Origin of the sequence: Coleofasciculus sp. E1-EBD-02, assembly GCF_040218245.1 — a bacterium.
Lineage (GTDB): Bacteria > Cyanobacteriota > Cyanobacteriia > Cyanobacteriales > Coleofasciculaceae > Coleofasciculus.
In genome coordinates this window covers 41414-66938 of sequence record NZ_JAVJQN010000155.1, presented here as the reverse complement: position 1 = coordinate 66938, position 25525 = coordinate 41414, and the positions used below count along the sequence as shown (strand labels likewise).

Sequence of the window (25525 nt, the reverse complement as noted above, 5' to 3'; positions counted from 1 at the left end):
CATTTATTGAAAAATTCCACCTTTCTCTATAAAATCTGGAATAATTAAACGATGCCAATCCAATTTTATCAACTCCGTATTACCAAATCTCTGACCCAATACATCCACCGAACTTGTATTTTCTGTAATTATGCCCACCAGAATCCGGATTGAACCAATGTGACTACAAATCAGAACCTTATTCACCTCACTCGTTTGTGTCATTTGAGCCAGATCAATCAAAAACGAGAAAATTCGTTGGGCTAATTGGGCATAACTTTCGCCATTTTCCGGGGCATAGTTTAAATCGCCAGCCGCATATTCAGGAATAAATCGGAGTTTGCCGCCTTCTAATACGCCTAAATTCCGTTCATTCAGTCGCTTATCTTTGTGGATACTGCCCACACTAATATTGCCGCTAGTTATCGCAATATCTAACGTTTTATAGGCGCGTTTTAATCCAGAGGCAAAGGCTAAATTGTACTCTGGATCAAGTTGAGTTCCTAATACCTTGGCTTGTGCTTCGCCTTGCGGCGTTATGTCTACATCTTGAGAACCCGCAATTCGCTTTTCGGCATTGACAGTGCTTTGAGCATGGCGGACTATGTGTAAAGTCACCGGAGTTGCTAAAATCAAGGGGTGCTTTAGGTGTTTGCGGATGTCTTGCCAACTGAGAATTTTGTTATTTGTCATTTGTCACTTGTCCTTTGAGGCAATCGGGAATCAGGTACGGGAAATTACGCCATTTTAATGCACATCAGTTTAGCGGATCAGTGTAATACTACTATTTACCATTTAGGGTAACGTCTTACACAAAAGTAATACACCATAAGATACTCGACACAACGACGACTTATGCGATCTGTACTCAAAAAAATTCGCCCATTTTCTCTGAAAACTGTTCTAATTGTTCCCTTCGTTTTACAAATTGTCACGGCGGTGGGATTAGTGGGATATTTGTCCTATCGCAGTGGGCAAAAAGCCGTTGAAGATCTAGCAAACAAATTACTTGAAGAAACCGCCGAACGAGTTAGCGATCGCGTCAACAGTTATTTTGACCAATCTCGTCAATTTGTTACTCTGAATCAATTAGCCGTTGAACAAGGAGATTTAGATCTAACCGATGTTGATCAAGTTTACTGGCGACTCTGGCGGCAAATGCAGGTGTCTGATGCTCCGACTGCACTAGCCTATGCGAGTTCCACAGGAAGGTTTATTGGCGTAGCACACGATAAGTTAGGTCTAGTTTCTCCTCCAGGTTCTTATATTAAAGCTGAGTTAAAAGGGACTGCACCAGGAACGCGAATCTATTCCCTACTCGATGAAGCGGGTCAAGTGATTGACACTGCTCAACTGCTGCCCAACTGGGACGCAAGAGAACGAATGTGGTATGAAGAAACAATTCAGGAAAATAAACTAATTTGGACAGAAATCCATCCATTGATCGGGACGCCTGTTGCCGCAATAAACATATCCACACCTGTTGATCAGAATAACAGATCGAAAGGGATTTTTTATGGTGTTTACATTCTTTCTTTTATCAGTTCTTTCTTGGGCAAGTTAGACATCTCTACCTCTGGACAAGTATTTATTATAGAACGTTCTGGGGATTTGGTCGCCACCTCAACGAAAGAACAGGCTTTTGTCAAAAATATTCAGGGCAAAAAACTCATCCGGCTCAAAGCCACTGAAAGTAGCCATAAATTAACGCGGGCGGCAATGCAAGCTTTACTCAACCAAGAGGATAATCTGGCATCAATTCAATCCGCTAGTTTTACCTTTATCAGTGATGATTCTATCCCAACCTTATCCCAACGCCAGTTTGTTCACGTTAAACCCTATCAAGATGACTATGGCTTGGATTGGTTGATTGTCACTGTTGTGCCAGAGTCGGACTTTATGGCGCAAATTTATGCGAATAATCGCACCACAATTATCCTTTGTATCGCCACTCTCACTATCGCCACAGTCGTAGGTATTATCACCGCCCGTTGGATAACTCAGCCGCTACTCAAGTTAAACAAAACTGCCAAAAAACTTGCTCAGGGAGAATGGGAAAAACCGGTTGTAATCCAGCGCCAGGATGAAGCCGGAGAATTAGCGAACTCCTTTGCTCAGATGGCAACTCAACTACAATCCTCGTTTACGGAACTTCAAACTCTAAATACGGCATTAGTTGAGAGTGAAAGCCGCCTGAATCAAATCCTAGAAGCGATTCCGGTTGGCGTATCTGTTCATGATATCAGCGGACAAATTATCTACGCGAATCAGACATCACAGCAATTACTGGGGATCGACACCTTACCGGAAGCCAAAACCGCAGACTTATCAGAAACGTTTCACGTTTATCAGGCGGGAAGCGAAGACTTGTATCCTGTCGAACAAATGCCCCTAGTTCGGGCGTTTCAGGGTGAAAAAGTAAGAATTGATAATATGGAAATTCGCTTACCCGATCGCACGATTCCCCTGGAAGTCTATGGCACGCCAATCTGGGATGAAACCGGAACAATTGTCGCCGCGATCGCGACATTTTCTGATGTTACGGAACGCAAGGAATCAGAGCAGATTTTAGCCGACTATAACCGCACCTTAGCGACTCAAGTTCGGGAACGAACAGTAGAACTTAATGAAGCCCAACGCCTCGCTCATTTGGGCAATTGGTCATTCGATGTAAATCGTAAAAAAATTAGTTGGTCGGATGAAGTGTTCCGAATTTATGGACGTGAACCGAGTCAGGTGACACCCAGCTATGACGAGCTTTTAAAACAAATTCATCCTGATGATGTTGCCCAATTTCAGTACCAAGTTGAAGCCGCAATAACGGCAGGAAAATCCTACGAACATGAACTGCGAATTTTCTTGAGTGATGGTTCAATGCGGTATATTTTGGGCAAGGGAGAAGCTGTATTCAATTCATCCGGACAGGTGGTTCAACTGTTTGGCACGGTACAGGATATTAGCCAACGTAAATTAGCTGAGGAACAGTTACGAGAGAGTGAAGAAAAATTCCGGCAACTGGCAGAAAATATCCAAGATGTTTTCTTTATTCTCTCCCACAGCGGAAAAATGCTCTATATCAATCCCGCCTATGAACAAATTTGGCAGAGAAGTCGCCAAAGTTTGTATGATAATCCTCGGTCTTGGTTAGACTCCGTTTTTCCAGAGGACTATCCGTCAACAGTTGCTGCGATGGAACGACAATTACAGGATGCCACTGACTTTGATCAAGTCTATCGGATTACTCGACCCAATGGAGAAATCCGCTGGATTCGCGCCCGTTCATTTCCGGTTCCTCATCAAAAGACTTACCGCTTTGTCGGGATTGCTGAAGATATTACCGATCGCAAACAAATCGAACTGGCGTTAACACAAGCCAAAGACACGGCTGAAACAGCGAACCGGGCGAAAAGTACATTCCTGGCGAATATGAGTCACGAATTGCGAACCCCCTTGAACGCGATTATGGGGTTTACTCAATTGATGCAGCGCAGCAGTACGTTTCCGGCTGACTATCAAGAGAATCTTCAAATTATTTATCGTAGTAGCGAACATCTACTCACGCTGATTAACCAGGTGTTAGATTTATCCAAAATTGAAGCCGGACGGATCACCCTCAATCAGACCGTTTTTGACCTGTATGCCTTGTTGCATGATGTAGAAAATCTGTTCCAAATTAAGGCAAGGGACAAGGGATTACAGTTGCTGTTTGATTACTCCGATCAAGTGCCTCAATATGTACAAACCGATGCGGTGAAACTGCGCCAGGTGTTGATTAATTTACTCTCGAATGCCTTTAAATTTACCCAGGAAGGCGGGATGTCGGTGAGAGTGTCACGGGGTATCGATGTCGGGGAAACTCCTACCGCTAATCAACCTGACGAGATTTCCCTCCAGTTTGAAATTGAAGATACAGGCGCGGGAATGGCGGCGGCGGAATTAGAGACTATTTTTGATGCATTTATTCAAAGTCAAACCGGGAAACAGCATCAGGAAGGAACAGGATTAGGGTTATCGATTAGCCGTGAATTTGCCCGACTCATGGGGGGTGATCTGACGGTGGCGTCTCAAGTGGATCAGGGTACTGTTTTTAGGTTTGAGATTAGGGTTAAATTAGCAGACGCCAGCCAAGTTCCCAGCCAACACCCTCAACGGCGTATTATTGCTTTAGTACCTAACCAACCCTGTTATCGAATTCTAATTGTTGACGATCGCGTAGATAACCGCAAACTGCTGATCCAACTCCTCAATCCCCTGGGATTTCTTCTCCAAGAAGCGACAAATGGCAAAGACGCGATCGCGATTTGGCAGAGTTGGCAACCGCATCTAATCTTTATGGATATGCGGATGCCGATTATGGATGGCTATGAAGCCACGCAACGAATTAAAGCCACAACTCAAGGTCAAGCCACGGTGATTATTGCCGTTACTGCTAGCACCCTCGACTCCGAGAAAGCAGTTATTCTCTCCATGGGGTGTGATGGATTTATCCGCAAACCCTTCCGCAATAGAGAGATTTTTGACGCGATTCACCATCATCTGGGTGTGAACTATGTTTATGAACAGACAACAGCATCCACTCCACCCAGCCAAACCCCAGCCTATTCCTTAACCCCAGAGTCTCTGGCTGTCTTACCTCCAGATTGGTTAGAAGCATTCCACCAAGCGACAATATTGGGTGATATTGATTTGATGCTGAATCGGATTGAGGAAATTCGCACCTCTCACGAATCCCTTGCCAACGCCTTGGCTGAGTTGACGAATCAGTTCGAGTTGGAGAAGCTATTAACCTTAATCGGCTTGTAGTCAGGGAACTTCAGCCCTAAATTCCGTTGGGTTTCGACTTCGCTCAACCCAACCAATCCCAATGTAGGGGCGCATGGCGTGCGCCCATCAAATCGGTGAGCCAGTAGCGTGGGCATTGCCCACCAACCATAAATCAGAACCCTAGCGGATTGAGTCTGTCTTTTGAACCTCCCCGGTTTACAGAATCTTCACAGAAGGGGCAGTTTTGTAAATATTTTGTAAATATTTTGATCAAGTGTCTGAGATATTTGCCGTATAATTGACTTTGAATTAAGATATTCTTAATATAATTTAAAGAAATAAAACCTCCGGGTCAAAACGCTAACGTGATGATTAATGTGACGGAATCTCAGAAATTCAAACTCTGATACTCTGCCGCTTGAATCGTGAAACGAATCTACCCCCTAGATTATCGTTTCGAGGGGTCAGATAGGGTGCAACATTCTGGAAAATTAGGATAACAGAATGAATTTTAGTTACGACTACCACTAAATTTTAATGGCACAAAAAAAGCAAAAGCTAATTAGAGCTGATCAAAGCTTGTCACTTGTTGTTTTTTATACAGTAATTGAGTACAATAAATCTGAAACTTAACCAATATTTATGTTGACAGCCTTGTTTCCTGCCTCCCAAATGTCAGTTTCTCAGAACAAATTTTCAAAAGAAACTATTTTAATCGTTGATGACTCTCCTGATAATTTAAGTGTCTTAAAAAAACTTTTAACCGAACAAGGATATACCGTCAGAGTATCACTGAATGGGCGACAAGCACTTCGCTCTGTTGACATCATGCAGCCGGATTTAATTTTACTCGATATTTTAATGCCCGATATAGATGGGTATCAAGTCTGTCAACAGTTAAAAGCCAATCCGGAAAGCCAAGCCATTCCGATCATTTTTATCAGCGCCCTAAAAGAAACGTTTGATAAAATCAAAGCCTTTGAAATTGGCGCGGCTGACTATATCAGTAAACCCATTGAAACTCAAGAAGTTTTAGCCCGAATCGAGCATCAGTTACACATCTTACGATTACAACGGCAACTCAGTCAAGAAAATACTCGGTTAACCCAGGAAATCCAAGAACGCCAAAACACTGAAGTCCAACTGAGTAAAAGTGAAGCGTCACTCTTACAAGCCCAAAGAATTGCCCAAATCGGGAGTTGGGAATTTGATGTCCGCACGCGAAAAGTTACTTGGTCAAGGGAAAAATATCGCATCTTTGGACTTGATCCCAATTCATCAGCGATTACCTACGAGGACATTATCCAACGCATTCATTCGGATGATCAACCCCTATTTGAAGAAACCGTCCAGGAGGCGATCACCTCAGGACAACCTTACGATATCGAGTTTCGAGTCATACGCCCTAATGGGCAAATTCGCTATGTTGAATCTAGAGGAGAAGCGATTATCAATGACCAAGGGCAAGTGATTCAACTCTTCGGAATTTCCGTGGATATGACCGAACGCAAGCGGCGACAAGAAGCGTTGCGATTAATCGTAGAAGGAACCGCCGCCACAACGGGTGATAAATTCCTGCATTCTTGTGTGCGTTATTTAGCGGAAGTTCTCCAAGTTCGTTACGCCTTGATTGCGACGTTTGCCAATCCTGCGGGAACACGAGTTCGCACATTATCCTATTGGACAGGTGAAACCTGGCATGAAAACATTGAGTATGACTTGAAAGATACTCCCTGTGAAAATGTATTTGCGGGTAAGGCTTGCCACTATCCTAAAAACTTGCAACAACTATTTCCCCAGGATCACTTTTTACAAGAGATTAATGTCCACAGCTACTTTGGCAGTCCCTTGAAAGATTCCGAGGGAAAGCTGATCGGTATTTTAACGGTATTAGACGAGAAAATGATGCCGTTAACCGTTGAAAAACGGATGATTTTACAGATATTTATTGCCCGTGCCGGGGCTGAACTGGAACGCCTGCAAGCTGAAGCCGAATTGCAACAATCGGAAGCACGAGAACGGCAAAAAGCACGAGAATTGAAACTGACATTATCGGAATTAAAACAGACGCAATCTCAACTGGTGCAATCTAAAAAAATGTCCAGTCTGGGACAAATGGTTGCCGGAGTTGCCCACGAAATTAACAATCCAGCTACATTTATTGCTGGAAATATTCCGATCGCTCGTCAATATTTCAATGATTTAATTAAATTAATCCAACTTTACCAGGATGTTTGCCCGAATCATCATTCCGAGATTCAAGATTGTATGGAGGAGATTGAATTAGAGTTTTTACAAGAGGATCTACCCCAAATAATGAAATCAATGAATGTCGGTGTGAATCGAATTCATCAGATTGTCACGTCACTGCGACGATTTTCTGGGCTAGATGAAGCCGAACTGAAAGCGGTGAATATTCATGAAGGGATTGATACAACGCTGGTTTTGATGGAACACCGATTGCGTGAAACCAATATTCAACTCGTTAAAGCGTATAGTCAAATTCCCTTGCTTACCTGTTACGCCAATCAATTAAATCAAGTCATTATGATGGTGCTGGAAAATGCGATTGATGCGTTGCAAACCGATAGCAAATTTTACAATTCCCAATTAGGACTCGTTCCCACGATTAGAATTAGCACCGAACTCAGGCAAAGTAAGACGAAGGTAGACGGGAAGGAAGAAATGGGTAAAGCAGAAGCAGATGATGACTATTTAGATTCTCTTGGTTTCTTCTCCGAGTTTATTGTGATTCGGATTTCTGATAATGGAATCGGCATGAGTGAGGAAATACAAGAAAAAATATTTGACCCATTTTTTACGACTAAACCTGTAGGAAGTGGTACAGGTTTGGGGTTAGCAATTAGCCACCAGATTATCGTGGACAAACACAAAGGTAATATTCAGTGTGTTTCTGTACCGGATCAAGGAACCGAGTTTATCTTAGAAATTCCCTTAACTTGAAAACCACTGTTCTAATTAGGATCTTGTAGTTGTTTTCTTGAATAAATTAGATTTTAGGTAGAGTCTTTTTTTTCTTGGGCTTTAATTTTTTCATAAAGACTATCAACCGTTTCTCCAGCAAATAGTTTGTCTTTCAGTTGGGAATAGTCACCACTACCTAATTTACAAATTGTCCAAAAACGACTAACTTTAGAAGGGTCTAAATTTTCAATTAAAATATTAAAGGCTTCTTCAATGATTTGTTGATCGTTTTGAATGTTAATTTTCATTGTCTAATTCCTCGATAAACTCAATAGGATTAAGAGCTGGAATAGCTAAAGCTTGACAACGGTTGAGCAATCGTTTGTCACAAGTAATAAAATAATCACTTTGCGAGGCTTCAAAACTAGAAACATGAAGGGCATCTATGGGTTTAATCCCTTCGGCTTCCAGTTGTTTTGCTCGTTGCCTAATCGTTTCATTTAGGCGTTGAAAAAGGTTGGCTTTAGCGAGATATTTTTGGATATTTTTTTGAATAATGGTAAAGGGATTTTTTTGATTTTCATACTCTAATACAGATGAGTTTACAGATTCAATCTGCTGGGTTTCTATTAAATTGAGAATGATTAAGACGGCTTGAGTTTCTAGGTAAATTTTAGCTTGGGTTTGGTCGTCATAGGGGCGGTTATATACACTGGTGTCTAAATACACTCTCATTAGGAGGTCATCACTCATTCTTTAATTCGGATTTGTCCACTCATGAGTTCGGTGAATAGGGTGTAACGCGGAGTAAGGCTATTGGATAACCCAGTAGCCCGACGATCGCGCGATCGCACAGTTATTCTTCGGTTTCTGGTGATTTTAGGTATAAGGGGGATGAGGTGGAGGAGTTGACATCTGGAGAAGATTCTGGAATAATATTTTCCCAAAATCCTGTTCCTCCAAGACTGGCAGATACCACGCCAGCGACGATGCCAACTACCCCTAAAATCCCAACAACCATCGCCCAACGGGGTTTTTTGCCTAATCCAGAAATCACACCCTCTCGCTGTAGTCCCAACAATTTCAACCAATCCAGCACCGACTTGGGACGTGCTTCGGGTTCGAGTTTCATTCCCGCCAAAATCGCTTTATTGACACGCTGAGAAATTTGAGAATTAATCTGTTTTGGCGGAATTAAATCCGCCTTACCCTTTTGGCGATCGCTAGAGGTGGCGGGTAGCTTCCCGGTTAAGAGTACATACAGCGTTGCAGCCAGAGAATAGACATCCGTAAAGGTGCCGCGCGATCGCGTCTTCGACTGAAGTTCAATCGGGGCAAAAACTTCATCTTGCCATCCCACGGTTACGGGATACTCAAATTTCCCGCCCAGGTCAAAATCAATCAGTACCGCCTGATATTGACCCGCCCTCACCATAATATTGGCAGGTTTGACATTCTGATGCAGCAATCCCTGCTGATGGGCGGCGATCAGCGCTTCCCCCATCTGCTGGATATAACTCAACGCTTCCTTTTCGGGTAACACTCGTTGAGACAGGTTCCCTAGACTCTTGCCCTGAATGTACTCCATCGCCAGACAAAAAAACTGTCCTTCAACGAATGTCTTGTACACCTGGATGACATGAGGATGCCGACAGCCTTCTAGCCGCCGCGCCTCATTGACAAACTTACATTTGAGACTTTCCCGACGTAAAGGAGTTAGCTTTTTGAGTCGATCCTCATTCAGCGTTTTGATGACCAGTTCGTTTCCTTGTGCATCTGTCGCTAGGTAGGTAATACTGAAACCCGCCTTGCCTAATGTCTTTTCAATGGTGTATTGACCATTGTGTAGTTTCTGCCCTATTATCCACGCCATCGCCTGTGCATTTAAACCCTTTGTTCTTATTTTGGCAGATTTGTCATTTGTCAGGGAACAGGGAACAGGGAACAGGGAACAGGTAAGCGTTTTGAGTTAACTTCCCCATCTCCCCCAGCTCCCCCAGCTCCCCCTGCTCCCCCAGCTCCCCCAGCTCCCAGACGTAGCATGCTACGTCTCTACAAGCTTCCCCATCTCCCCCATCCCTACTGCACCAAGGGAATCGCCACGATAAACTGGGTTCCCTTTCCCTCCTGGGAGATACAGCGGATTTGACCCTGATGCTTGTCCACGACGATATTATGGGCGATGGATAACCCTAACCCTGTCCCTTTCCCCGTGGGTTTGGTGGTAAAGAAGGGATCAAATAAGTGATCCTGAGTCGCTTTTGGCATTCCGGGTCCATTATCGGCAATGGTAATCACCGCCCACGGCGTCTGAGACGCGCGATCGCACTCTGAAAGTATCCCCTGATTCTGCCAATATTCCCCACTTTGTACGGCTGTAGAAATTGTGATTTTTCGCGGTTCCGGCTGATTTTCTAAGGCATCAATCGCATTGGCAATCAGATTCATAAATACTTGATTAAGCTGACTGCCATAACACATTACAGGCGGCAGATCTCCATAATTTTTAATCACCTGAATTTCCGGGCGTTCCGCTTTGGCTTTGAGGCGATTGTGCAGAATCAATAAGGTACTCTCTAACCCTTGATGAATATCAACAAACTTCATCTGCTGCTCATCCAGACGCGAGAAGTTCCGCAACGACAGCACAATGTCTCGGATGCGGTTGGCTCCGATTTGCATAGACGACACCATTTTGGGTAAATCTTCAACAATAAACTCGATATCCTCTTCTTCGACAACGGCTTCAATCTCCGGTATTTCCACGGGACAATGTTTCTGGTAAAGCGCCAAAACCTGTAACACACTGTTAACATACTCGCGAGTATGAACCAGATTGCCGTAAATAAAATTGACCGGATTATTAATTTCGTGAGCAATTCCAGCCAGTAGTTGACCCACGCTGGACATTTTTTCGCTTTGAATCAGTTGACTCTGGGTTTGTTTAAGCTTCTCCAATGCTTCTTCGAGTTGTTGGGCTTGTTGTCGTGCCTTCAGTTCCGATTGTTGCAAGGCTTGTTCTACCTGCTTGCGCTCGGTGATATCAAAGCGAATGGCTAAATATTGGTAGATTTCTCCCTGTTCATCCAAAAAAGGAACAACGGTAGTATCCACCCAATAATAGGTTCCGTCTTTAGCTTTATTTTTGATTTCGCCTTTCCAGACTTTGCCCGATGCGATCGTCGTCCAGAATTCTTTAAAAAATGCTGGCGGATGATGACCCGATTTGATCAGGCGATGCGTTTTGCCAATTAACTCTTCTCGACGATATTGTGATATTTCGCAAAATTTATCATTGACATAGTGAATCACGCCCTGTTTATCGGTAAGCGCCACAATTGCGGCTCGATCTAACGCAAATTCTAAATCGGATAATTCCTTAAGCGTTCGCTCCAAATTCCTATTCACAAAGTTTTGCTGCCCAATCCCTAGATTCGCTAAAGTCTCTATACCTACAGCGTCTTTGAATCCTGTATTTATCCGTCCATTGGTTTGATAATTATAGGAACTCTCTTGCTGATGAAGCTTTTTGGCTGTCATTTTAGCTTTCCCTTTACTTAACTAAATATATTTAGGTTCACAGCTTAACCGCCACGTTTATAATATTTTAGGCGTTTGCCAATCCGTAAGGTGTGATTTACTTCACCAATTGGGGATATTTATCGTAAAAAAAATCGAGCATATTTGAGTTTTGTATCAAATAGTATGAGATTTATTACAAACCGTTTTCAAACTTAATCTTTCCTTAAAATTTAATCAATGTTCCGGATTGCTGATTCATCGTTCAAGCTCTAATTTAATTTTTTCTCCCCCGGCTCCCAGACGTGCCATGGCACGTCTCTACATTGGCTCCCCCAGCTTCCCCAGCTCCCCCAGCTTCCCCAGCTTCCCGGTGTCTCGGCTATTTGACTTTGGGACGAAACTCTGGATTAGGCGCGTATCCTGGTAAAATTTGTAGAAAGGCAGACACTATTGCATCATGCCTATAGCATCGGATTGATGGATTAGGTCAATTCTGTCCCACATTGCTGCAATTCATAATTGAGCAATAATACTTACTGTCTGTTTTGAGAAGAGGAGAACTACTGTGAAGAAAATTCTGTCCATCATTTTACTTGCCGTCGCTGTGTTTGGTTTGGCATTCAGCCGTCCGGCTCTAGCTGCTGATACGGTAAATGGCGCCAAAATTTTTGCTGCCAACTGTGCTGCTTGCCATATAGGGGGCAACAACATTGTTATGGCACAGAAGACCCTGAAAAAGGATGCCTTGGAGAAGTATGGCATGGACTCCATCGAGAAAATTGTCTACCAAGCCAAAAATGGCAAAGGGGCTATGCCTGCCTTTATTGGACGCTTAAAGGATTCTGAGATTGAAGACGTTGCGGCTTATGTGTTAGAGCAAGCTGAAAAGGGCTGGTAATTCAGATCCGTCACCCTGTAGAGACGTAGCATGCTACGTCTCTACATTCTTGTTTGGGGTGGGTTAATTCTTGGGAGCAGGGCGGGTTTATTCACATCTGTTGTCAGGAAACATAAGATCAATGATCATAGTCAAACCTGCCCCTACTGATACCAAATCCTGGTTAACTACCCCCTTTATGGGTGCTGAATGGGGTGTAGGGTGTGAGGAATAGCAGCCAAGGAATAAAGGGGGTGACAAAATCGGGCGCTCAAGTTTACACCAATGGCGCCCCTACAAGTCTTCAAAAAACCAATCTTCCTTTAACACATCTTCACTCGATGCGGGAGGAGCTTCTGGGAAAAATTGTATGGGTTTATCCATTAAACGCGCTATGACTTTTTTGGCATCCTGATACGTGTGAGGGAAAATTTCTACTAAGTAAGGTTTTAAGCTGGGACTATCTGACAATTCATCTCGAATCTGTTGCCGAAATGTAGTGATTTCGGATTTCCACTTATTTTTATTGTATTCTTTTTCTGATTCCCAGTAACGCAGCTTGAGCAAGTGTTCCCAAAGTCGGGTCAAGAGACTTTTAACCGCTCTTCTGTTATTTTTTCCCATGCTTTCCAATTCATCCAATAAATTTTCCCAATCAACATGGGTAAATTCTCTGGAGCGGAGTTGTTGTATCGTTGTCTCTAGCCAGAGGTGATAATCTTTATTGTATAAGGTTGAGGTATTTTGCTCTGTTGATGTTTTCATCAGCTTTTGGCAATTATTGGGAAGGGGCGATATTAGTGGTAGAGACGTAGCCTGCTACGTCTCTACATAAATATTAAACTATGGCGCTGGGCGCGGGCGCAAAGCTTTGCGCCCCTACCTCCCCTACGGCTAACCACCAAGAGCGCTGGCACCGCCGACGACTTCCAGAATTTCTTGAGTAATGGAAGCTTGTCGCGCTTTGTTGTACGACAGGCTGAGCGTGCCAATCAATTCAGTGGCATTATCACTGGCGTTGTTCATCGCCGTCATCCGGGCGGCTAATTCGCTAGCGGCTGACTCTTGTAATGCCCGCAGTAACTGGTTGTTCAAATACAACGGCAGTAAGGCATCCAGAATTTGTACCGGATCTTGTTCAAAGATCATGTCACGGGGTAAAGGACGGTTTTCCGTCGTCACTTTTTCCCGTTCTACCTCAAAGTTACCACCGCGAGTGGTGAGGCGGAAGATTTCGTCATCTTGGGCTTCTAATCCTTGGGCGGTTAAAGGCAACAAGGTTTGTACCACGGGGCGAGAACTAATTAAGGAGACAAACTTGGTATAAACCAATTCAACCCGATCCACGGTATCCGATAGGAACAATGACAGCAATTCATCGGCAATCATTGAGGCTTCGGTTGAGGTGGGAATTTGTTCTAAGCCCGTGTATTTGGCATCAATCGGCTGCTCCCGGCGCTCAAAGTATTGGATGGCTTTGCGCCCGATTAAGACATATTTGTAGTCGATGCCTTCTTTCTGGAGTTCCTTGGCGCGGTTTTCGGCACGGCGGATCACGTTATTATTGTAACCGCCACACAAACCGCGATCGCCAGACACGACGAGTAAGCCCACCGACTTGACGTCCCGTTGTTTGAGCAAGGGTAAGTCAGCCTCTTCAAACCGGAGACGATTCTGCAACCCGTAGAGGACTTGTGCCAACCGATCAGCAAAGGGACGAGTTGATGTCACCTGTTCTTGGGCGCGACGCACTTTCGCGGCTGCCACTAGACGCATCGCTTCGGTAATTTTCTGAGTATTTTTGACGGATTTTATGCGATCGCGAATCGCTTTTAAATTAGGCATAGTTTGTTTATTGTTAACTGTTGATTGTCCATGGTTCATGGCGTCTTACCGATGAACCATGAACGATGAACGCATTACGCAGAGACTAAGAATGTCTGCTTGTATTCAGCCAGGGCTTCTTTGAGCAGGTTTTCGGCGTCTTCGGTGAGGACTTTCTTCTCCTTGATAATCTCACCAAACTGTTGCTTGCTGGTTTTCAAGTAGTCCCGCAGTCCCTTAGTGAACGCGGTGACTTTCTCCACCTCAATGTCATCTAAGTAGCCATTGATCCCCGCGTAGACGAGGGCGACTTGCTCATACACAGACAAGGGTGAGTATTGGGGTTGCTTGAGCAGTTCCCGTAACCGTGCGCCCCGTGACAATTGGTCTTGGGTGGCTTTGTCTAAGTCTGAGGCAAACTGGGCGAAGGCTTGCAGGTCATCAAACTGTGCCAAATCCAGTTTCAGTTTACCTGCCACTTTTTTAATGGCTTTGGTTTGAGCCGCAGACCCCACCCGTGATACGGAAATACCGGGGTTAATCGCCGGACGTAGACCGGAGTTAAATAGGTCAGCCGACAAGAAGATCTGACCGTCAGTGATCGAAATCACGTTGGTGGGAATATAGGCGGATACGTCACCGGCTTGGGTTTCAATAATTGGCAGCGCGGTCATACTGCCCCCACCCAAGTCGTCATTCAATTTAGCTGCCCGTTCTAATAAGCGAGAGTGGAGATAGAATACATCCCCAGGATAGGCTTCCCGACCCGGTGGGCGGCGCAGCAGCAAGGACATCTGGCGATAGGCTTGGGCTTGCTTGGACAGGTCATCGTAGATCACCAGCGTCGCTTTGCCGTTATACATAAAGTATTCGGCAATAGAGGCTCCGGTATAGGGTGCCAGATATTGCAGGGTGGCAGGATCACTGGCGTTAGCGGCAACGATCACGGTGTAATCTAATGCGCCTCTCTCTTCCAGCGCATTGACCACTTGAGACACGGTAGATGCCTTTTGACCGACAGCGACGTAGACACAGATAACGTCTTCTTCTTTCTGGTTGAGAATTGTATCAATTGCGATCGCGGTTTTTCCGGTTTGGCGATCGCCAATAATTAACTCCCGTTGTCCCCGTCCCACGGGAATCATGGCGTCAATCGCGGTAATTCCGGTTTGCAGGGGTTCATACACGGAACGCCGTGCAATAATACCCGGTGCTGAGGATTCAATTAGACGAGATTCGCCGCTTTGAATCTCTCCCTTGCCATCAATGGGTCGTGCTAAGGCATCGACAACCCGACCAATGAGTGCTTCACCCACGGGAACCTGAGCGATTTTCCCGGTAGCCGTGACAGAACTCCCTTCCTGGATGTCGCGCCCTTCACCCATGAGTACCGCGCCGACATTATCTTCTTCTAAGTTCAGGGCAATCCCAACTGTCCCATCTTCAAACTCGACCAATTCCCCAGCCATGCACTGATCTAAGCCATAGATCCGGGCAATACCGTCACCAACTTGCAGAACGGTACCAACGTTAGAGACTTTGACCTCTTGGTCGTATTGTTCGATTTGCTGACGAATAATGCTGCTAATTTCGTCGGGTCTAATGCTTACCATTCAACTAATCCCTCTAATTTTTTGTCATTTGTCATTGGTCTTATGTCATTGGTCATTCGTCATTTGCCTTGTGAATTTAGCTTATGACTTATCACAGACGTAGACTGCTACATCTGGAACATGACGTTTGACATTTAAGTCGAACGACTCAAGCTCACACCAATACGACGCAGTTGTCCACGCAGACTGGCATCAACAACTTGAGACCCCACTTTAATAATCACACCACCGAGTAAATCGGCGTCAACTTGGGTATCTAGTTCTACATCTTGGGCATTGGTCATGGTGAGAACTTTCTGACGCACCGCCTGCTTTTGGTCGTCATTGAGTTCAACAGCGGAGACGACTTCAGCTAAAACCGTCTGTTTTAACTCCCGCAAGAGTGCTTGATACTGCTTACATACGTCTCTCAGAAACAGAATGCGCCGCCGCTCTACGAGAATCTTTAAAAAATTCACCATGTAGGGGTGAATTTGATCCCCGCTGATTTGTTCTAAGACGGCTTTTTTGTCATCGGCTTTGACAATCGGATTGCCTAAAAATTGCTCCAATTCCTCTGATTCTTTCAAAGTATCGAGCAAAGCTGCAACGTCTTCACCGAATTTATCCACGAGGTTATGTTCTTGAGCCACAGACATCAACGCCTCTGCATACGGCTCAACTACCTCCGCGCTAAATGAACTTCCTTTCATAATTATCAGGCTCCTACTCGCTCGATGCTGCGGTCAACTAAGGTATGCTGTGCTGAGTCATCCAACTGACTTTTGAGTTGCGACTCGACACGCTCCATAGCTAGGGCGACCACTTGCTGGCGAAGTTGTGCGATCGCACGTTCCCGTTCTGAGTTTAAATCCTGAACGGCTGACGCTTTCATCCGTTCCACATCTTTAGCCGACGCAGCCAAAACTGATTCTCTAGCGGCGTTGGCATTTTCTTCTGCTTTTGCCCGAATCTTTTCGGCTTCCGCTTGCGCTTGTGCCAGCTTTTGCTGAGCATCCGCTAACGAGGCAGCGGCGTCTTTTTGCTGCTTTTCTGCATCGCTGATGGATTCTTCAATACTGGAACGTCGCTCCGATAGGGTATTCCCTAAAAATGATCGCCCAAAGTAAATCAGTACCCCGATAATAATCACCAAATTAATCACATTGGTTTCTAAAATATCGAGGTTTAGACCAACTCCTCCTTCGGCGGTAGCTAAAATTGAAAAACTACCCATAATAGCCATATACACCTGCTTTAATTGAGAACTGCTATGCGGCTTTACCGCTAACGCTGGGTAACGTTTAAACGGGCTAAAAATTTCGTCCGGCGTTATTTGTGATCACACCCCAGACAAAAGACTATTTGACATCTTCTGTCAACCAATTAAGTAATGTTTGCCTCGACAATGTTAAACGGGCTTTTTATGAATTCAGCACTACAGCTATAAACCTGTTCACTGATTACTTAACTGAATTCGACAGAGCATGATGCTGGCGTTCACATCAAGGTGTCGTGACCCGTCTAACGTAGACTTCAATGAGTCTTAGTCTGCACGTTCCGAGTACAGATATGCCTAAATATGCATAGTTCTGTATAGGTTTTTCAGAACGGTTAACCTCTCGCAAACCCCTGCTTCGCTACCCGGATAAAGCCGACGTTACTTAACCAACTCTGGTCCTACAAGTTTTTCCAGAATCTGACGCGAAAGCGAATCCACTTCTTGTTCTAAGGATGTCATCGCTTCAGCTTTTTGTTGGTCAATTTCTTTTTGGGCTTGCTCTCGTTGTGCTTGGGCTTCCGCTTGAGCTTGAGCCATTTTTTCAGCCGCTATTTTCTGAGCGTCAGCTGTAGCCGCGGCAATAGTCTCTTGTGACTTGCGACGAGTGTTTGCTAGTTCTTGCTCATACTGTTTCGCCAGACTCTGAGCTTTTTCTAAACGTTCCCGTGCTTCTAATCGGTTCTGGCGGATGTAGTCATCCCGTCCATCAATGGCTTTACTGAGTGGCTTATAAAAAACCGCATTCAATATCGCCACCAAAATTAAAAATTGCAATGCCATCAGAGGTAGGGTGGCATCAAAATCAAATAAGCCTCCTTCGGCTGCCTCTTCTGCTGCTTCAACAGCTAGTAAAATTGTCCAATGTATCATGATGTTTTGGTAATCCCACAGCGCACAAAACAAAATTGTTAGCTTTTCAGTTGGGATGGGATAGCGTTTTCGATTTCAATAGCTCTCCAGATCAATAGCATCCAGACCTCAGTCGTTGGGGTCTGAATGCTCTTGTGGCATAAAGCGTTACGAGAAGGGGTTAGCGAATAATAAGACGAGAGCAACCACCAGACCGTAAATTGTCAGCGCTTCCATGAATGCCAAACTCAGTAGTAAGGTTCCCCGAATTTTTCCTTCAGCTTCAGGCTGACGGGCAATCCCTTCTACAGCTTGTCCTGCCGCATTACCTTGACCGATTCCTGGACCGATTGCCGCTAAACCAACAGCTAAAGCAGCAGCAATAACAGATGCAGCAGAAATTAATGGGTCCATGATATTTTTCCTCGCTTTTGACTTTTGACTAAATAACAAACAAACGTGCGTGAAACGCTTACCCTAAACTAATTCGCTAGACACAGCCGAATTCTTTGATTGTTCACCAGACGGAAGTGGCAAATCTTGATCACTAGCTTAAAATCGCTAGTGATGGTCTTCCATCGCCTCCCCGATATAAGCCGCTGCTAGGGTAGCAAAGATCAGCGCCTGAATCGCACTGGTAAATAAACCCAATGCCATCACCGGGAGAGGTACGAACAGGGGAACCAACAGCACCAATACTGCCACCACCAGTTCATCTGCCAAAATGTTGCCAAACAGACGGAAACTGAGGGAGAGAGGTTTGGTAAAATCTTCCAGAACCTTAAACGGCAGCAGGATGGGAGTTGGTTGGGCATAACCAGCAAAATACCCCAAGCCCTTCTTGCTCAGACCCGCGTAAAAATACGCTAAGGAGGTCAGCAGCGCAAACGCCACTGTAGTATTAATATCACTGGTTGGTGCCGCTAATTCACCTTCGGGTAGCTCAATCAGCTTCCAGGGAACAAGTGCCCCAGACCAATTTGCCACAAAAATGAACAAAAATAACGTCCCCACAAACGGCACCCAGGGACGGTACTCTTTCTCCCCGATCTGATTTTTGGCTAAATCCCGCAAAAATTCCAGGGCATACTCCATAAAATTTTGGAGACCACTGGGAACTCGCTGAATGTTACGGGTAGCAGCAATCGAGGCAATGACAAGAATGGCAATCACGACCCAGGAGGTAATAAAAACCTGACCATGAACCTTCAAATTACCAATATGCCAGTACAGATGCTGACCAACTTCTAATTCAGCAAGGGGGAAAGCATTATAGAACGCCAAACCATCTATCATTTCCATCCGGAGTTCCCCAGCTATCTTCTATCCTTTGGTTGAAACGACTACACAGAACGGATTAGCAATTGTCCATCGAACAATTGCTGAGTCTGTTTCCTGCTTCATCCAAAGGAATTGTCTCCTTTGTCCACAGGCGTTAAGTTCGGGTGTAGCCTACCCTACTGTTTGGATGCGTTGGCTGCCCTGACCAGGGGAACTTACTTCGACGTAGGCAACAAGGTGCTTTGCAGCATATAAGCGATAAGCGCAGCTTTATACGTCAGAAATCCTAAAAATATGGGCAGAATGCGTAAACTCTGCCATTGACTGGCAACGACTAATAGCCCAATCAATAAAGCTAACCGAGTTGAACTCGGACGCCTCTTTTGGACACCTAACCGCTCAACGTCTTTCGCCAACATTCTCAAGTAAACCACACCAACACACGCCCCGATCAAATAATTCAAGGCGATGTTGAGTGAGTAGAAAATCCAGACAGAGACAAAAATCACCCCTGTCATTACCAGAGTGACCGCCAACAATGTTTGTTTAAGTTGGTAGTACTCTTGCATTGAGGAACTTTCAGGGGAAGTCTGAGAACTCCCTGGCGGACTTTCCTCCAGTGTGGGCTTAGGTTGTACAGAGTTGTCTGACAAGTTCACAGGCAGCAGCAAACGCTAGTCCATCAAAATTGGCTGGATCGCATCTAGCCATAGGCGATCATACCACGCACCAGTAACATTACTTAAAACATTTTTAATCGTTATTAGTCATTGGTCATTGGTCATTGGTCATTGGTCATTGGTCATTGGTCATTGGTCATTGGTCATTGGTCATTGGTCATTGGTCATTGGTCATTGGTCATTGGTCCTTTCCTTGCCCATCTCCCCCTACATAAGAAATGGGGTTTGGAGACCAAACCCCTACAACCCCATCTCCCTCATCTTCCCTATCTCCCAAATCCCCCACCCCCCCCATTCTCCTTTCCCTACACCCTACAATAGATGTAGACCGTTACATAAGATCTACCCAAATCTGTCCACTTATGGACACATCTGGAACTTACTTCCTGCTTCACTCTGGCGGTGTCGGCACCTTCCCAGTCCACAGGCTAACACCACCTAACTGGCGGCTATCTCTCTCACCTACCTAGCTGTGGTTTTTGGCTGGATAGGTATACCAATAAAGTATACATACTCTTGGCAGACCCATTCTCTCAGAACAAATCTCTACCCAATTTTGGGCAATAATGGGTAAAGGTTTCCAGCCTTTTGGTTACAGCTAATCACCCTTCAGGATTCAAAACGTAATGCCAAAACTCGCCTACCTAGACTGTCAGAGTGGAATTGCTGGTGATATGTGCTTAGGGGCACTCGTGGCAGCAGGAGTGCCGTTAGAGTATTTAAGTGAAAAATTAAAAGGGCTAGGAATTGACCATGAGTATCGGTTAAAGTCAGAATCAGTCCACCGCCAAGGTCAATTAGCCACTAAAGTCCATGTAAATTTGCTCACTCAAGCTCATCACCATGATCACGCTGAACCGTCAGACCATGAGCATAGCCGACACCTGGCAGATATTGAACACTTAATTACAACCGCTGGATTACCCTCACAAGTCGTGGATTGGAGTTTGGCAATCTTTCGCAACTTGGCGGAAGCAGAGGGGGCTGTTCACGGGATGGCACCCGAAGCCGTGCATTTCCATGAAGTGGGTGCTACAGATGCCTTAGTGGATATTGTCGGCACTTGTTTAGGGTTGGATTGGTTGGGCATTGACCGACTCTACTGTTCTCCCTTACCCACAGGAGGCGGTACAGTACAAGCCGCCCATGGTCGATTGCCTGTTCCGGTTCCCGCTGTTTTAAAATTGTGGGAATCTCGGCAAGTCCCTATTTATAGTAACGGCATTGATCGCGAATTAGTCACGCCCACGGGTGCAGCCATTGCGGTCACCCTTGCCACCCAATTTGGACCTCCTCCGGCGATGATTCTGCACAAGATGGGTCATGGCGCGGGAAGCAGTGAGTTAGCGATTCCGAATATCCTGCGACTCTGGATTGGAGAAGCCTCCGAGTTTGGCATTCAGCTTCAGGGAAGAGATACAGCTAATCTCATCAATGATGACCCTTGCCAAGAAACCGTTTGTGTGATAGAAACCCAAATTGATGACTTAAATCCCCAAGTGATTGGGTATGTATTCGAGGTGCTATTTAATGCTGGGGCATTGGATGTATTTACCCAAGCCATTGGCATGAAAAAATCTCGTCCTGGGGTATTACTCACAGTGATTTGCCCACCGGAAAAATTAACCGTTTGTGAAGATATTTTATTTAGGGAAACCACAACCCTGGGTATTCGCCACTTTACCCAGCAACGCACGATTTTGCAACGGGCAATTCAGCGAGTCGAGACGAAGTATGGCAAAGTGCGGGTAAAAGTTGCCAGTCGCGCCTCAGGCGTTCAAAACGCCATTGCCAACGTTCAACCTGAATATGAAGACTGTGCCGCGATCGCACGAGAGTATAATTTATCCTGGCGGGAGGTGCATCAATTGGCACTTGATGCCTGGTATCGTGCTAATAATCCACCTTTGCCATGATGTCGGTTGTGGAGTGTGGGGTGTAGGGTGTAGGGTGTCGGGTGTCGGGTGTCGGGTGTCGGGCGTGGGGTGTAGGGGCGGGTTTTACCGATAACGTTTTGCTATAAACCGATAACTTGACTAAACCCGCCCAGATCGGGAAGCTGTAACCAGCCCTAGTTGCTTCGTCTCAGTCCTTTAAACTGTAGTTAATTATTGGGTTCGGAAAGAAATATGGCAGAGTATCACCAGATCGAATATCGCATTGGCAAAGATGGCAAAATCACCGAAACCGTCATCGGTGCTACCGGATCAAGTTGTACCGAAACTACCAAAGGGATTGAAGCGGATCTCGGAGAGGTAGAAACCCAAGAATTGCTGCCAGAATATTATGAAGGTGACGAAACCCTAACTACAGATCAAACCACGAGCCTAAATCAATATTAAGAGGAGCGGTAACATGGCTCATGATCTTAACCTCTTGGGGCTTGGTTTACTGCTGTGGTTTGTCTTAACCACTTTCCTCATTAGTCGCTTTAGTCCCAAAAAAAGACCTGAAAACCATTCTGCCTCAATTGCAGTTGCTGACCCCAGTCAAATCGAGGAATTAGAGGCACAATGTCAGCGGCTGCGCTATGAACTCGAAGCGCGATCGCAGCAACTATCCACAGATATCCAAGATACCACCTTTGAACAACTACGCCCCCTACTCACCAATTATCCCACCGCTTGCCGGATGATTGAAGCCCGCCCAGATTTACCCGCTAAAAATTTAGTCGCACTCTTTACTCCATTAGAGAATCTGATCCAGAATTGGGGATATGAACCCATTGGTCAACCTTGGGAACAGGTTCCTTATAATTCCCAACTGCACCAACCTGATGTTGACGATATCACAGAAGGAGAACTCGTTTATATTCGATTTGTCGGCTATCGAGATCATGATCGAATACTTTGTCCCGCTAAAGTAAGTCGCACCTTACCTAGGGGAGTGTCTCATTAGGGAAGCAGGGGAAGCAGGGGGAGCAGGGGAAGCAGGGGGAGCAGGGGGAGCAGGGGGAGCAGGGGAAGCAGGGGGAGCGGGGGAAGCAGGGGAGATGGGACGAGCGTCGGGTAGGGGAGGGGGGGGGGTGGGGGGGATGCGGGGGGAGCGGGGGGAGCTGGGGGAGCAGGGGAAGCAGAGGGAGCAGGGGAAGCAGGGGAAGATGAGGGAGCAGAGGGAGCAGGGGAAGCAGAGGGAGCAGGGGAAGCAGAGGGAGCAGGGGAAGCAGGGGAAGATGAGGGAAGATGAGGGAAGATATAACAAATGACGAATGACGAATGACGAATGACGAATGACAAATGACAAATGACAAATGACAAATGACAAATGACAAATGACAAATGACAAATGACGAATACAGTTGCCATTGACTTCGGTACGAGCAACACAGTTGTCAGTATACTCGAAGCCGATACCAACAATCCCAAAACTATCCGACTCGGTTCACTCTCTCGCCTGTTTAAAACGAACTCAAGTGAATCGGATATCCCCGTCATTCCCACCCTCGTTTTCATCAAAGACAATAACCAAATACTTCTGGGAGAACAAGTTCGCTCCCAGCGCCTCGGACAATCCCAACCGACTCGCTTTTTTAAAGGCTTTAAACGAGATCTAGCGGCTGATTTTCAACCGCCTCCCCGTCTCATTAATGGTGAATCCTACACCGCTGAATCAGTTTCCGAACAATTTATCCAATCCATCTGGCAGCAACTCAAAGCCCAAAAAATTAACCCCTCACAGCTTATTTTAACTGTACCTGTGGGCGCATTCGATCGCTATTTAGATTGGTTTCGCGAGGTGGCACGTCGCCTGGATGTGGAGCAAATCAAACTGGTAGATGAATCCACAGCAGCGGCGTTAGGCTATGCAGTACAGCGTCCTAGTTCCTTAGTATTAGTGGTGGATTTTGGTGGCGGGACACTGGATTTAAGTTTAGTTCGCACTGCACCCCAATTGGATGCAGCCAAGCGCGATCGCGAAACCGTATTACGGGCAGAAGTGTTAGCGAAATCCGATGCATACATCGGTGGGGAAGATGTGGATAGTTGGATTGTTGAAGACTATTTGCATCAGCAAGGATGGTCAAGGGAAGAGATTGGTGAGGTGGGGTGGCAGAATTTATTAGAGTTAGCTGAACGATTGAAAATTCGCTTATCCAATACTCAGGAAGCGAAGGAGAGTTGGTTAGATGAGGAGACATTTACCTCATATAACTTGCAACTGGATCGGGATAAGTTAGAAGAGATTCTGGAAAATCGCCAGTTTTTGGAACAATTGCGGGAAGCGTTGGATGAAGTTTTGACGATCGCCCTAGGGAAAGGAATTAGTAAGAGTGATATTGAACAGGTGTTGTTAGTGGGGGGGAGTTGTTTAATTCCGGCTGTCCAGCAGTTGATTCGGTCTTATTTTGGCAAGACAAAGGTTAAGCTAGATAAGCCCTTTGAAGCCGTGGCATACGGGGCGTTAGCGTTAAATCAAGTGGTGAGTGTGGATGATTATTTGCGCCACAGTTATGCCATTCGCTTATGGGAACCGTATGCTAAAAGTTATTCCTATTTCACCTTATTTGAAAAAGGGATGCAATATCCCTGTGAACGGGGAGAACCGTTAACGTTACAAGTCGCCCTGGAAGGACAACGGGAAATTCGTTTGGATATTGGCGAAGTCGCAGAAATGGCACAAGCTGAAGTGACCTATGATACCTTAGGACGGATGACCAGTAGTCAGTTATCCAAGCAAGCGGCGTATCGTTCTTTGGATAGCGATCGCGAACAGGTTTGTGTAGCGCATTTAGATCCACCGGGACAGGTGGGAGTTGACCGAATTTCCGTTCAATTTGAGGTAGATGAACGGCGGGTTCTGGTGGCGACAGTTAAGGATTTACAGACGGGGAAACTGTTAGTTGAAAAAGGCGCGATCGCGAAATTACAATAGGGCGTTTCTTGGTATAATAGGGTCTGCTGAATAAGTCTTGTGGTGGCGAGAGGGAAACAAAACCCGCCCTCCCTTACGAATGACAAATGACAAATGACAAATGACAAATGACAAATGACAAATGACAAATGACAAATGACAAATGACAAATGACAAATGACGAATGACGAAATTCAGTTATTGGTATAACGGTAAACTAATTAAAGGCGATCGCATCGAACTCGCCATCAATGATCCCGGTTTGATTTACGGCGCGACAACCTTTACCACCCTGCGTGTTTATCACCAGTCCCTCACCCACCCCTTAACCCATTGGGACGCCCATTGTGCGCGTTTACGTCACAGCTTACAGGTGTTTGGCTGGCAATTCCCCGACTGGGAACGCATCCGCTACGGTGCAGAACAATTACTCCCCTCGTTTCCGGTGTTGAGAATTGTGATTTTCCCGGATGGGCGAGAATGGATTACGGGGCGTCCTCTCCCCGCTGATTTGAGTGAACGCCAACAGCAGGGAATCATCGCTTGGTTAGCTGAAGTGTCACATTTACGCCGTTCTTTACCCACCTATAAAACGGGGAATTATTTAGGCGGATGGCTGGCGCTGCAAACGGCACAACAACTCGGCGCTCAGGAGGCTATATTAGTTGATGATCAGCGGAATTGGTTGGAAACGAGTACGGGGAATCTGTGGGGCGCTAAAGACGGCTGCTGGTGGACACCACCGATTGATGGGGGGATATTACCGGGAGTGGCGCGATCGCACCTTATTAGTCGCCTTGAACGACAAGGATTAAAAATTTGCCAAGTTCCTTGGACTCCAAAATTAGTGCAGGAGTTTGACGCGATCGCTTATACCAATAGTGTCATGGAAATCATCCCGATTCACACCGTTCTCACGGCAGATCAACGGTTTGAGTATCGTTCCTGTGCTGGTGGTTTAGCACCGTTGCAGCGTTTATTTGGGGAGTATCAAAAATAATTACAGCCTCTTATTATACCACATCAAGAGAAAATTTGCGAATTCCCCCAGTTTACCAAGAACCAACTTCGCCAAATAGTCTGATAGACGTTAACATTA

The 25525-nt window shown here is 45.5% G+C and carries 23 protein-coding genes; 9 read left to right on the top strand and 14 right to left on the bottom strand.

What is annotated here, in order from left to right; all coding sequences use genetic code 11:
* Positions 1-3: 3 nt before the first annotated feature.
* The gene (locus RIC07_RS25400; protein WP_446396934.1) at positions 4-672 is read right to left on the bottom strand and encodes a histidine phosphatase family protein; all 669 of its coding nucleotides are present in this window, start codon (positions 670-672) and stop codon (positions 4-6) included.
* A 162-nt stretch (positions 673-834) separates the two neighbouring features.
* On the opposite strand from RIC07_RS25400, the gene RIC07_RS25395 reads away from it, so the two are divergent.
* A complete protein-coding gene (locus RIC07_RS25395) occupies positions 835-4782 on the top strand; it encodes a PAS domain S-box protein (protein WP_446396933.1) in 3948 nt (1315 codons plus the stop codon).
* A gap of 633 nt (positions 4783-5415) precedes the next feature.
* On the top strand, positions 5416-7707 hold the full coding sequence (locus RIC07_RS25390; RefSeq protein WP_446396932.1) for a response regulator: 2292 nt from the start codon (positions 5416-5418) through the stop codon (positions 7705-7707).
* 53 nt (positions 7708-7760) lie between these two features.
* Here RIC07_RS25390 and RIC07_RS25385 read toward each other — a convergent pair whose 3' ends face one another.
* The 4 genes from RIC07_RS25385 to RIC07_RS25370 form a co-directional block, all read right to left on the bottom strand.
* On the bottom strand, positions 7761-7976 hold the full coding sequence (locus tag RIC07_RS25385; protein ID WP_446396931.1) for a hypothetical protein: 216 nt from the start codon (positions 7974-7976) through the stop codon (positions 7761-7763).
* The gene (locus tag RIC07_RS25380) at positions 7966-8421 is read right to left on the bottom strand and encodes a PIN domain-containing protein (protein WP_446396930.1); all 456 of its coding nucleotides are present in this window, start codon (positions 8419-8421) and stop codon (positions 7966-7968) included. The genes RIC07_RS25385 and RIC07_RS25380 overlap by 11 nt, the downstream gene beginning before the upstream one ends.
* 103 nt (positions 8422-8524) lie before the next feature.
* Positions 8525-9541 carry a serine/threonine protein kinase gene (locus RIC07_RS25375; protein ID WP_446396929.1) on the bottom strand — a complete coding sequence of 339 codons (1017 nt, stop codon included), beginning with the start codon at positions 9539-9541 and terminating at the stop codon, positions 8525-8527.
* Positions 9542-9747: 206 nt separating this feature from the next.
* Positions 9748-11208: a sensor histidine kinase gene (locus tag RIC07_RS25370; RefSeq protein ID WP_446396928.1), complete on the bottom strand. Its 1461-nt coding sequence runs from the start codon at positions 11206-11208 to the stop codon at positions 9748-9750.
* 547 nt (positions 11209-11755) lie between these two features.
* On the opposite strand from RIC07_RS25370, the gene petJ reads away from it, so the two are divergent.
* Positions 11756-12088, top strand: coding sequence for a cytochrome c6 PetJ (petJ, locus tag RIC07_RS25365; protein WP_446396927.1), 333 nt, complete (start codon positions 11756-11758; stop codon positions 12086-12088).
* Positions 12089-12361: 273 nt separating this feature from the next.
* On the opposite strand, the gene RIC07_RS25360 is transcribed toward petJ, so the two are convergent.
* From RIC07_RS25360 to RIC07_RS25320, 9 genes are all read right to left on the bottom strand, one after another.
* Complete coding sequence (locus RIC07_RS25360; protein ID WP_446396926.1) at positions 12362-12832, bottom strand: DUF29 domain-containing protein; 471 nt, start codon at positions 12830-12832, stop codon at positions 12362-12364.
* A gap of 129 nt (positions 12833-12961) precedes the next feature.
* Entirely contained in the window at positions 12962-13912 is a 951-nt protein-coding gene (locus tag RIC07_RS25355; RefSeq protein ID WP_446396925.1) for a F0F1 ATP synthase subunit gamma, read from the bottom strand.
* 74 nt (positions 13913-13986) lie between these two features.
* Positions 13987-15504, bottom strand: a complete 1518-nt coding sequence (atpA, locus tag RIC07_RS25350) for a F0F1 ATP synthase subunit alpha (RefSeq protein ID WP_446396924.1) — start codon at positions 15502-15504, stop codon at positions 13987-13989.
* 134 nt (positions 15505-15638) lie between these two features.
* The gene (gene atpH, locus RIC07_RS25345; protein WP_446376836.1) at positions 15639-16196 is read right to left on the bottom strand and encodes an ATP synthase F1 subunit delta; all 558 of its coding nucleotides are present in this window, start codon (positions 16194-16196) and stop codon (positions 15639-15641) included.
* Positions 16197-16201: 5 nt separating this feature from the next.
* The gene (locus tag RIC07_RS25340; RefSeq protein WP_446396923.1) at positions 16202-16729 is read right to left on the bottom strand and encodes a F0F1 ATP synthase subunit B; all 528 of its coding nucleotides are present in this window, start codon (positions 16727-16729) and stop codon (positions 16202-16204) included.
* 414 nt (positions 16730-17143) lie between these two features.
* Complete coding sequence (locus RIC07_RS25335) at positions 17144-17635, bottom strand: F0F1 ATP synthase subunit B' (RefSeq protein WP_446396922.1); 492 nt, start codon at positions 17633-17635, stop codon at positions 17144-17146.
* 147 nt (positions 17636-17782) lie between these two features.
* Entirely contained in the window at positions 17783-18028 is a 246-nt protein-coding gene (gene atpE, locus RIC07_RS25330; protein WP_006102085.1) for an ATP synthase F0 subunit C, read from the bottom strand.
* Between the two features lie 147 nt (positions 18029-18175).
* Positions 18176-18916: a F0F1 ATP synthase subunit A gene (gene atpB / locus RIC07_RS25325; protein ID WP_446376840.1), complete on the bottom strand. Its 741-nt coding sequence runs from the start codon at positions 18914-18916 to the stop codon at positions 18176-18178.
* Positions 18917-19110: 194 nt separating this feature from the next.
* Positions 19111-19464 (bottom strand): ATP synthase subunit I, encoded by a 354-nt coding sequence (locus RIC07_RS25320; RefSeq protein ID WP_006101893.1) that lies wholly within the window; start codon positions 19462-19464, stop codon positions 19111-19113.
* Positions 19465-19665: 201 nt separating this feature from the next.
* On the opposite strand from RIC07_RS25320, the gene RIC07_RS25315 reads away from it, so the two are divergent.
* The 6 genes from RIC07_RS25315 (at position 19666) to RIC07_RS25290 (ending at position 25426) form a co-directional block, all read left to right on the top strand.
* Positions 19666-19896: a hypothetical protein gene (locus RIC07_RS25315; protein WP_446396921.1), complete on the top strand. Its 231-nt coding sequence runs from the start codon at positions 19666-19668 to the stop codon at positions 19894-19896.
* Positions 19897-20201: 305 nt separating this feature from the next.
* A complete protein-coding gene (larC, locus tag RIC07_RS25310) occupies positions 20202-21491 on the top strand; it encodes a nickel pincer cofactor biosynthesis protein LarC (RefSeq protein WP_446396920.1) in 1290 nt (429 codons plus the stop codon).
* Positions 21492-21704: 213 nt separating this feature from the next.
* On the top strand, positions 21705-21917 hold the full coding sequence (locus RIC07_RS25305; protein WP_446396919.1) for a DUF2997 domain-containing protein: 213 nt from the start codon (positions 21705-21707) through the stop codon (positions 21915-21917).
* 13 nt (positions 21918-21930) lie between these two features.
* Positions 21931-22473, top strand: a complete 543-nt coding sequence (locus tag RIC07_RS25300) for a nucleotide exchange factor GrpE (RefSeq protein WP_446396918.1) — start codon at positions 21931-21933, stop codon at positions 22471-22473.
* A 387-nt stretch (positions 22474-22860) separates the two neighbouring features.
* Positions 22861-24447, top strand: a complete 1587-nt coding sequence (locus tag RIC07_RS25295) for an Hsp70 family protein (RefSeq protein ID WP_446396917.1) — start codon at positions 22861-22863, stop codon at positions 24445-24447.
* A 163-nt stretch (positions 24448-24610) separates the two neighbouring features.
* Entirely contained in the window at positions 24611-25426 is an 816-nt protein-coding gene (locus tag RIC07_RS25290; RefSeq protein WP_446396916.1) for an aminotransferase class IV, read from the top strand.
* Positions 25427-25525 lie beyond the last annotated feature (99 nt).